The organism is Elusimicrobiota bacterium, assembly GCA_018816525.1.
In the GTDB taxonomy this organism is placed as follows: domain Bacteria; phylum Elusimicrobiota; class Endomicrobiia; order CG1-02-37-114; family XYA2-FULL-39-19; genus OXYB2-FULL-48-7.
The window spans coordinates 1-10,419 of sequence record JAHIVV010000084.1 but is presented as its reverse complement, the minus strand read 5'-3'; the positions used below and the strand labels follow the sequence as shown (position 1 = coordinate 10,419).

Sequence of the window (10,419 nt, the reverse complement as noted above, 5' to 3'; positions counted from 1 at the left end):
TACAAGAACAATATGATAATCGCATTTGTAAACACTATGGCTCAGCCGTTTATATTCCATACTCCAATTATACGAAGATATTGGAATGTTATCCATCTCTCGAGCTTACGCTCGGAGAATTCCAGAGGACTGGCTTAAATGTGCCCTGTCGCTGTATATTCAGGAATCCAGGAATGGAAATGGCTATGCCTCACCTCAAGCCAAACCAAAAACTGGTGAACTAAACGGGAATGGAAACATGCCCGCTTCACCTGGACAGTTAAACTTTTTGAGGAAGCATGGACCCAAGACCTTGATTCTTACAAACCTGAACCGTGGTAAGGCAAGCGAGTTAATCGAGAAAATCACAAGCGGTTGGAATAAGAAATAAGTGTAGTAGAAACAAATCAAAATGCCCGGTACTTCAGCAATGAGGTACCGGGCAAATCTTTTACTGGAGGTAATTACTATGTTAAACGGATTTAGATGCCCGGATGGACGTAATGTTTCAGTAGTAGAGTGCCTATCAAACAAGGCGTGCAGTAGAAAATGCTTGCCTACCGTGTTCAGGATAGGGATTTTGCTGAAAAATCAGTACAGGGACCCGAATACGTTTTCAACCTCGGATTAAACTGCTACATTTTTTAACCAACCAATTAACCTTTTTACCGCATTAAAATTCTATCATTTATTATTTACCCAGACACTAATGAACTCGATCTAAAAGAAATTGAACAGGACTTTGCAATGTTGTTAAAATATATGTAAAATACTGGTACAGGGTATACAGGGTATAACGAAAATGAAAATAAATTTAGATAAAAGCAGATTAAATCAGATAAAAAACAGAATTATTTCAACTATTGCGCCAAAGAAAATAGTGCTTTTTGGTTCAAGGGCAACAGGAAAATATACCAAGGACAGTGACTATGATCTAATTGTTGTTTGGGATAATGATTTAAATCAAAGAGAAAGCAATTTCCGGATAAGAAGATTGTTCCCTGGTAGAGATTTTTCTTTAGATGTTTTTGTCTACAGAACTGAAGAAGAAAAAGCTTATAAAAACATTAAGGGGACCATGCTTTATAATGCGTTTAAGAACGGAAGGCTTCTATATGAACAAAAATAAAAAGGATTTTGTTTTAAGATGGTTTGAAAAAGCAAATAACGACCTGAAAAACATTAAAAACAATCTCGCCGCAAAAGATGTTCCTGTTGACACCGTTTGTTTTCACGCTCAACAAGCCATAGAAAAATATTTAAAAGGTGCTTTGATTTATAAAAACAAAGAAGTTTCGAAAACGCATGATTTGGTAAAACTTCTTTCAGAAGTAAAAAAGTTTATCCCGGAACTGGGAAAGTTAGAAGAAGAACTGGAAAGGATTACAGAATATGCAGTTGAAACAAGATACCCGGACACATTCCTGGAACCATCGCTTGAAGAAGCAAAACATTCATACAGTTTAGCTATAAAAATAAAAAAGATAGTAATCAGTAAACTCAAGATAGTCCCATAGACGCTCCCATAGACACCCATGGTTCTGATGATATTGTTAGTGAACAAAGAGTTGCATATCTGTCGTCAGTAAATTGACCTAACGGGCGATTAGCTCAGCTGGATAGAGCGCCTCCCTTACAAGGAAGAGGTCGCAGGTTCAAGTCCTGCATCGCCCATTTTAAAATCACCGATAATAAACCTTGTTTTCCGACGAAGACGAGGTTTATTGTTTTATAATATTAGATTTTTGTCATTTCACTACGTTTCACGGATTTTCTCATTTTTACTGCCTGCAACGGACACTCCCCATGCTGAGAATAACCCATTATTTTGCATTTATTTTTAATTTTGCAAATTCCCTCAAAAAGAGTTAAAATTATCACTATGAAACTAACGGACTATCACGCTAAATATTATGCTTATGAGCTAACAAAGAGATGCCCGTCTGATTCATTGCAAAAACTCACAGCAACACTGGCAGATGCACAAGTAGATTTAAACCCTCATCAGATAGAAGCTGCACTGTTTGCATTTCGGTCACCGCTATCAAAAGGGGCCATACTGGCCGACGAGGTAGGGTTGGGAAAAACAATAGAAGCAGGCCTTGTACTTTCACAGAAGTGGGCAGAGAGAAAAAGAAAGATATTGCTTATTGTACCTTCCAGCTTAAGAAAACAATGGAATGCTGAACTCCAGGAAAAATTCTTCCTACCTTCAATAATTATTGAATCAAAATCCTTTAACCAGTATATTAAAGATGGTAATTTAAACCCTTTTAACCAGGAAGATATGATAGTTATTTGTTCATACCATTTTGCAAGAGCAAAATCGCCATATATCAAACAAATTAAATGGGACCTTGCTGTTATTGATGAAGCCCATCATCTCCGCAATGTTTATAAATCAAGTAACAAGATAGCCCGGGAAATCAAAGATGCTTTGAGCGAAGCTCCTAAAATACTTCTTACGGCTACCCCTCTCCAGAATTCCCTGCTTGAACTCTACGGGCTTGTCAGCGTGATAGATGATCATGTCTTTGGTGATCTTAAGAGCTTCAAGGTCAATTATGCCCGCGTTTCTAAAGTACAAGACATTTATGAAAGCGAAGTTGGCTTGGTTGAGCCACGACAAAAAATGTTCAAAGAATTGCGAAAACGCCTAAAACCAGTTTGTATCAGGACCTTACGCAAACAGGTTCACCCACATATAAAATTTACTGAACGCAAACCTTTAACCCAGGATTACATACCAACCGAGCAGGAAATAGAGCTTTATAATGGTATGTCTGAATATATGCAAAGGCCAAAATTGTATGCATTACCTTCAAGCCAAAGGCAACTAATAACGCTCATTTTACGTAAACTACTTGCTTCGTCTTCATTTGCTATAGCCAGCACCCTTAATAGCCTCACTTACCGTCTTGAAAAAAACATAGAAGAAGCCGAAAAACAGCTGAGCATGAAAGAAACAGGTATTCTGGAGTTAGAACAGAATTACGAGAATTATGATGAACAGGCAGACGAATGGAGTGATCAAGAGGAAGAAGAGAGTGATGGTAAAGAAAAGAAAGAAGCATTTTATACAAAAGAAGACATCGTTTTAATGAAAGCTGAAAAAAAAGACCTTGAAAATTTCCGGAACCTTGCCAAAAAAATATGGACAAACTCAAAAGGAGAAGCCCTACTTATAGCTCTTGAACAGGGATTCAAGATGACGGAGGAATTAGGGGCCAAGAGAAAAGCCATTATTTTCACGGAATCAACCATTACTCAGAAATATTTGTTGGATTTACTTTCCACTAAAGGGCATAAAGATAAGATTGTTCTTTTTAATGGCTCAAACAATGATGACAAATCAAAGGAAATATATCAGGAATGGATAAAAAAGAACAAGAATAATGATAAAATTACAGGGTCAAAAACTGCTGATTTAAGAGCTTCATTAGTAGAATACTTCAAGGATGACGCAGAAATAATGATAGCTACCGAAGCAGGAGCTGAAGGTATCAATTTGCAGTTTTGTTCCCTTCTCGTCAACTATGACTTACCCTGGAATCCACAAAGGATAGAACAACGTATAGGCCGTTGCCACCGCTATGGACAAAAACACGATGTTGTAGTCATAAACTTTGTAAATCGCAAGAATGCCGCTGACCAGCGGGTATATGAACTATTAGACCAGAAATTTAATCTATTTAAAGGTATTTTTGGGGCCAGTGATGAGGTTCTTGGAAGCATTGAATCCGGGGTTGATTTTGAAAAGCGTATAGCGACCATTTATCAATCCTGCCGGAGTGAGGATGAAATAAATACCGCTTTTGACACTTTGCAAAACGAAATGGATGAAAGTATTCAGAAGAATTTAAAGGATACACGCCAGAAGCTACTTGAAAACTTTGATTCAGAAGTTCATGACAAACTAAAGATAAATGATAGAGAAAGCCATGAAAATCTTGATAACTACGAACGTTGGTTATGGGATATTACCCGCCATTTTTTAGGTGATAACGCTAAGTTTGCAGAACAAGGGTATTCTTTTCTTCTTAAAAATAATCCATTCCCAAAAGAGAGCATTGATGCCGGTCCCTATAAAATAGGTAAAAATGTTGAAGATGCCCACATTTACAGGCCCGGACATCCTCTGGCACAGCGGATATTAAATGAACTAAAAACCCGTAATACTGACATAGCGGAAATTGTATTTGATTATTCTAATAATCCAACTATGATATCTGTTTTGAAGCCACTTGTTGGAAAAAATGGGGTTATGAAAGTTAGTAATTATACAGTAGAAGCATTTGAGGCAGAAGACCAGATCATAGTATCCGCCTTTAATCAGCAAGGTAAACCAATCGACATGGATATTGCCCGTAAATTGTTTGCTGTTTCAGCTGAAATTACAAAAGAAAAAGCTATAATAAGTGAAAGTGAGAAAATGAAGTTAGCTGAAATTGAAAACCAAACAATCAATACAACGTCCACTAATATAGCTGAACGTAATAGTGATTTTTTTAATATTGAAATCGATAAACTGGATAGATGGGCAGATGATATGAAAACTGCCCTGGAACTTGACCTTAAAAAACTTGATATTGATATAAAAACAGCTAAAACACAAGCAAAAAAGATTTTGAACCTGGAAGAGAAATTAAAAGAACATCGTAGGATAAAAGATTCTGAGAAAAAACGTAATGAAATGCGAAAAAAGCTTTACGAAGCACAAGATGATGTAGATAAGCAAAAAGAAGGATTAATTGAGAGAGTGGAAGCACAACTTAAACAAAAATCATCGTTAACACCGCTTTTTACTATTCGTTGGAAAGTGGTATAATATTAATACTTAATAATTCAGGTAAGATTAGGAGGGATGGAACAAATGAAAATTGAGTACATTAGGTTAAAAAATTTCAGAGCTTTTAAAAACATTGAAATTCGGGAAATTCCCAAGATGTGTGTTTTTGTCGGTGCCAATGGAACAGGAAAATCAACTTTGTTCAGTGTGTTTGCATTTTTAAAAGATGCTCTCACCGAAAATGTGCATGTTGCTTTAACTAAGCTTGGGGGTAGCCGCGGCTTTCAGGAAGTTCGAAGCCGTAATACAGACGGATCAATTGAAATTGAACTTAAATTTCGTGAAGATGAGTTATCACCCTTGATAACATATATGCTTGCTATTGATGAAGTTGATGGGCGTCCCGTAGTAGACAGGGAGATACTAAGGTATAGGCGTGGAAGTAAAGGGAAGGCCTGGCATTTTCTTGATTTTGCCCGAGGAGAAGGGGAAGCCGTAACCAATGAACCTGATAGTGTTAAGGATGAGAAAGAATTAGTCCGGGAAAAGCAGACATTAAAATCACCTGATACACTTGCAGTAAAAGGACTAGCCCAGTTTAAAAAATTTCCAGCTGCTATGGCTTTAGGAGAGCTTATTTCTAATTGGTATATATCAGACTTCCATATTCAAAGAGCTCGTCCTGAACAAGAGGCGGGTTATGCTGAACATCTTTCAAAAGAAGGGGAAAATTTATCCTTAGTAACGGAATTTATGTATAAGCAGCACAGAAAGCTGTTTGACGAAATATTAGAAAAGCTTAAAAAACGAGTTCCCGGCATTGCCAAAATAGATGTTAAAACAACTGAAGAGGGGCGTGTACTGTTACGCTTTCAAGATGGAGCCTTTGAAGATCCTTTTTTAGCCCGTCATGTTTCTGATGGGACTATTAAAATGTTTGCTTATTTGGTTATGTTGCATGATCCTAAACCGCACCCTTTGTTATGTGTTGAAGAACCAGAAAATCAGTTATATCCCAGGCTTTTAACAGAGCTAGCTGAAGAATTTCGTGAATATGCAATGAGAGGAGGACAAGTTTTTGTTTCTACCCATTCACCTGATTTTTTAAACGCTTCTGAACTTGACGAGGTATTCTGGTTAATAAAAAAAGATGGCTATACGGAAGTTCGGCGTGCTAAAGATGATGATCAAATTAAAACATATATGAATGACGGAGACAAAATGGGTTATCTTTGGAAACAGGGATTTTTTAAAGGAGCTGACCCTGAATGAAAGAACTAGTTTTTTTATTAGAAGAAGAATCTGCTAAAGAGATGTTGAAGAGTTCGTTGCCAAGAATATTACCGTATGACATAACTCCGCAATATTTCGTTTTTGAAGGTAAACAAGATCTTGAAAATCAATTGATCAGGAAACTCAAGGGCTATCGTGTTCCTAATGCAAAATTTGTTATTCTTCGTGATCAAGACGCATCTGATTGCCGTATTGTGAAAAATTCTATTATAGACAAATGTAATAAAACTGGCCGTAAGGATGTGCTAGTTCGGATTGTATGTCGTGAAATAGAAAGCTGGTATCTCGCTGACCTTGCCGCCGTTGAACAAGGTCTTAATGTGTCGAAATTAGTACAGCTTCAAAACAAAAACATGTATCGTACTCCTGATAATATTGTGTCTCCATCAAAACGATTAAAAAAAATTGCTCCAAAATATCAAAAAGTTAGCGGATCACGTGCTATCGGACCTTTTTTGGATCTTAACAATAACCGTTCCCACAGTTTTGCTGTGTTTATAGCAGGAATTAAAAAGTTGTGCGGAATCTCTTAATAAAACGGATAAGAAAATGACAAAACAAAAACTAGAACTTACATGGATAGGCAAAGGCGAAGAATTAAAATTGGAACCACGTATATTGATTGAGGACCCGAAAAAATCCTACGGAGACTCGAAGTCTGAAAATATGCTTATCCATGGAGATAATCTGCTTGCCTTGAAGGCTTTGGGACAAGATTTTGCAGGAAAGATTAAGTGTATTTATATTGATCCACCGTATAATACAGGCAATGCTTTTGAACACTATGATGATAGCCTTGAACATTCTATTTGGCTTTCACTTATGAAGCCAAGGTTGGAAATGTTGAGAAATCTTTTGGATAAGAATGGTTTCATTTGTTGTCACATTGATGACTCAGAAGGTCAGTACCTTAAAGTCATGCTAGATGAAGTATTTGGGCGATCAAACTATCTGACAACTTTTTATATTCAAGTGAGATACCCTGAAAAAACCCTTAAACAAGACATGGCGTTCCATAAGGAGATTGAGCAAATTCACATCTATCGCAAGGAATATGGAGCCAAACCCAATCAGAATGAGACAGCTTCGTCATTCGAAAAATTTCGTTTTTATATTAATGAAAAAAGACCCGGACACAAAATCCAGATAGAAGGCAAAGAAGTAACTTTGTTTAAAGCTGAGGAATATGAAATCATAGAGAAGGAAGGTAGTGCTGATGGTTTAAAAGAAATTTGGGCATCAGGAACTATCCTTGACGGAAATTCATCGGGAAGATTTTTTAGAGATTACATAGCTGATCGTGCTACGGTAGATGGGCTTGGTGTTCTTTATAAAGTTGACGGAATTGGAGATGACAAGTTTGGATTTAGATATTTTACTGGTCCTAAACGGGTTGGAGCAACAAAAGGAAAATATTACCAAGGAGTTCCTTCAAATCAGCTTGAAAATCCAACAGCTATCAAGTTTACACCAATTGAAAACTTCTATGATTTTGCCGCTCAGTTTGGAAATTGTCGGAACGAAGGTGGGGTTGAATTCCGTAGTGGGAAAAAACCTGAACTTCTCTTACAAACAATTTTAAAGCATTTTTCGAACCCTGGGGATTGGATATTGGACTCGTTTGTGGGATCAGGGTCAACCGTAGCGGTTGCTAACAAAATGGGCCGTAATTGGATTGGCATTGAACTTGGTGAACACGCTTACACTCATTGTTTGCCCAGATTAAAATCAGTGATTGATGGCACAGATCAAACTGGAATTTCCAAACCCCTAAATTGGAAAGGTGGTAGCGGTTTTAAGTTTTATGAGCTTGCTCCAAGTTTACTCAAAAAAGATAAATACGGCAACTGGATAATTGACGAAAAGTATAATGCTAATATGCTTGCAGCTGCGATGTGCAAACACGAAAGTTTTAAATACTTCCCGGATGCTGATATATACTGGAAACAAGGTAAATCAACAGAAAATGATTATATATTTGTTACAACATCCTTTGTTACAGCTGAACAGATTGATAAAATACACCAAGAAATGAAAACTGAAGAAAGCCTGCTTATCTGTGCCAAGTCCTTTGCCCCGGGATGCAATAACCGCCATAACACTATTACTATCAAGAAAATTCCGCAGATGATACTTGGAAAGTGCGAATACGGCAAAGATAACTATGATTTAAATATTATTAATGTTTCCAAAGAGGAAGAAACTGATGAAGAATAAACTTAAAACAATTACTAACCGCCAGTATGGAATTTTGCTAAATAGGGCATCTGATATCATTACTGATACCCGGGCAAAGATTGTCTGCGATATTGATGTTCTTCAAGCGTCAGCATATTGGAGAATAGGCAAGATTATCATAGAAACTGAACAGCACGGAGCCGCAAGGGCCGGATATGGAGATGCTTTGATAAACAGGCTTTCTCAGGATATGACTGCCCGTTTTGGACGCGGTTTTTCAGAAACAACCCTGAAAATGATGCGGTTATTTTACCAGTCTTTTCCAATTCGTCAGGCGTCTGACAAATTGTTGAACCGGAAAAATAACTCAATTCGTCAGACAGTGTCTGACGAATTTGAACCCAAGCTTTCCTGGTCCCATTACTGTGAATTATTGAAGGAAGATAACCTTAAAGCCCGGGCCTTTTATGAGCTGGAAACTATGGAGAATGGTTGGTCTATGCGGGAATTGCGGAGACAGATGGATTCCCTATTATATGAACGGCTTTGTTTGAGCAAAGACAAAAAGAAAGTCAAAGAGTTGTCGCATAAAGGACAGGTTATTGAAAAGCCCGAAGATGCTGTCAAAGACCCATATATCCTTGAATTCCTTGGACTTAAAGAAGAAACAGCCTATACAGAAACACAGCTTGAGCAGGCTGTGATTGACAATCTACAGCGTTTTTTGCTTGAAATGGGCAAAGGGTTTACTTTTGTTGCCCGCCAGAAACGCATTACAATAATAAACAGGCATTACTTTATAGACCTCGTATTGTATAACAGGTTTTTAAAATGTTTTGTGCTTGTTGATTTTAAACGCGGGGAACTTACTCATGCGGATGCCGGGCAGATGAATTTTTACCTGAACTACTTCCGCGAAAACGAAAATGCCGAAGGTGAAAACCCGCCAATCGGGATTATGTTGTGTTCAAAGAAAAATGCAGTATTCGCAAAATATGTTTTAGGAAACATCAATAATAAAATCTTTGCATCAAAATATAAGCTGGCTCTGCCTACTGAAAAAGAACTTGATGAAAAGCTCCGTATAACAGAGAAATAAAATGGACCAAAAAGCACAGGCTATTAGAAATCGTTTGAGTTTAAGAAAACCGCAGGCTGATAGTTTGGAAATACTAAACAAGCTAACTGAGGTTTTAGAACTTAAGAAAGGTGTTGACCCTACCGGAGAACTTGCCAAGGTACGGGAATTACACCCTACTTGCTCTGATTTTGAACGTAACTTCCCCTCTGTCTGTTTTGCTCTTGCCACCGGTGTAGGAAAAACACGGTTGATGGGAGCTTTTATTACCTATCTATTTGTTTCAAAAGGCATTAAAAACTTTTTTGTTTTAGCTCCCAATCTAACTATTTATGAGAAATTAAAAACAGATTTGTCTGAACTTAATAATCCTAAATATGTTTTCAAAGGTATATCAGAATTCACTGTTACACCCCCATTAATCATCACGGGTGATAATTATGAAGAAACACGACACGGCGATTTATTTAATAAATCCATCTGTATTAACATTTTCAATATTTCAAAGATTAACTCTGAAGTACGAAGCGGAAGAGAACCAAAAATAAAACGTCTTTCGGAATACCTTGGTGAATCATACTTTAACTATTTGGCATCTTTACCGGATTTAGTGCTTCTTATGGATGAGTCCCATCATTACAGAGCTGATGCAGGCCTAAATGCAATAAATGATCTAAAGCCAATACTTGGACTGGAACTGACAGCTACACCTATTGACCCAGGTGGGAATAAATTCAAAAATGTAGTTTTTGACTATCCATTGGCATTAGCTCTACAAGACGGTTTTGTAAAAGAACCTGCTGTTGCTACCAGAAAGGACTTTAATCCGGACCAGTACCGCGGCGACCCCAAAGAACTTGATTTAATCAAACTAGAGGATGGAATTCGATTAAATGAAGATACCAAGGTTGCATTGGATATATATGCACGTGATACAGGGAAGCGATTGGTAAGGCCCTTTGTACTAGTGGTTACCAAAGATACTGACCATGCAAAAGAAATACGGGAATTAATTGAATCAGAACGATTTTTTAAAGGGCAGTATAAAGGCAAGGTAATGGAAATACACTCCAATCAACGCGGAGAAGAGAAAGAAGAAAAT

At 37.4% G+C, this 10,419-nt stretch carries 9 protein-coding genes and 1 tRNA gene; all 10 read left to right on the top strand.

Going from position 1 to position 10,419, the window contains the following annotated elements:
* Positions 1-448: 448 nt before the first annotated feature.
* Positions 449-610, top strand: a complete 162-nt coding sequence (locus KKH91_08145; protein MBU0952772.1) for a hypothetical protein — start codon at positions 449-451, stop codon at positions 608-610.
* 171 nt (positions 611-781) lie between these two features.
* Positions 782-1,108, top strand: a complete 327-nt coding sequence (locus tag KKH91_08140; GenBank protein ID MBU0952771.1) for a nucleotidyltransferase domain-containing protein — start codon at positions 782-784, stop codon at positions 1,106-1,108.
* Complete coding sequence (locus tag KKH91_08135; protein MBU0952770.1) at positions 1,095-1,496, top strand: HEPN domain-containing protein; 402 nt, start codon at positions 1,095-1,097, stop codon at positions 1,494-1,496. Before KKH91_08140 ends, KKH91_08135 begins: the two co-directional genes overlap by 14 nt.
* An 83-nt stretch (positions 1,497-1,579) precedes the next feature.
* Positions 1,580-1,653, top strand: a tRNA-Val gene (locus KKH91_08130).
* 208 nt (positions 1,654-1,861) lie between these two features.
* Positions 1,862-4,807 (top strand): DEAD/DEAH box helicase family protein, encoded by a 2,946-nt coding sequence (locus KKH91_08125; GenBank protein MBU0952769.1) that lies wholly within the window; start codon positions 1,862-1,864, stop codon positions 4,805-4,807.
* Positions 4,808-4,852: 45 nt separating this feature from the next.
* On the top strand, positions 4,853-6,040 hold the full coding sequence (locus tag KKH91_08120; GenBank protein ID MBU0952768.1) for an AAA family ATPase: 1,188 nt from the start codon (positions 4,853-4,855) through the stop codon (positions 6,038-6,040).
* Complete coding sequence (locus KKH91_08115) at positions 6,037-6,594, top strand: DUF4276 family protein (protein MBU0952767.1); 558 nt, start codon at positions 6,037-6,039, stop codon at positions 6,592-6,594. The genes KKH91_08120 and KKH91_08115 overlap by 4 nt, the downstream gene beginning before the upstream one ends.
* Positions 6,595-6,610: 16 nt before the next feature.
* A complete protein-coding gene (locus tag KKH91_08110) occupies positions 6,611-8,278 on the top strand; it encodes a site-specific DNA-methyltransferase (GenBank protein ID MBU0952766.1) in 1,668 nt (555 codons plus the stop codon).
* Positions 8,268-9,338, top strand: coding sequence for a DUF1016 family protein (locus KKH91_08105; GenBank protein MBU0952765.1), 1,071 nt, complete (start codon positions 8,268-8,270; stop codon positions 9,336-9,338). The genes KKH91_08110 and KKH91_08105 overlap by 11 nt, the downstream gene beginning before the upstream one ends.
* A 1-nt stretch (position 9,339) precedes the next feature.
* Positions 9,340-10,419 (top strand): DEAD/DEAH box helicase family protein (locus tag KKH91_08100; GenBank protein MBU0952764.1); only part of this gene is annotated, 1,080 nt, incomplete at its 3' end.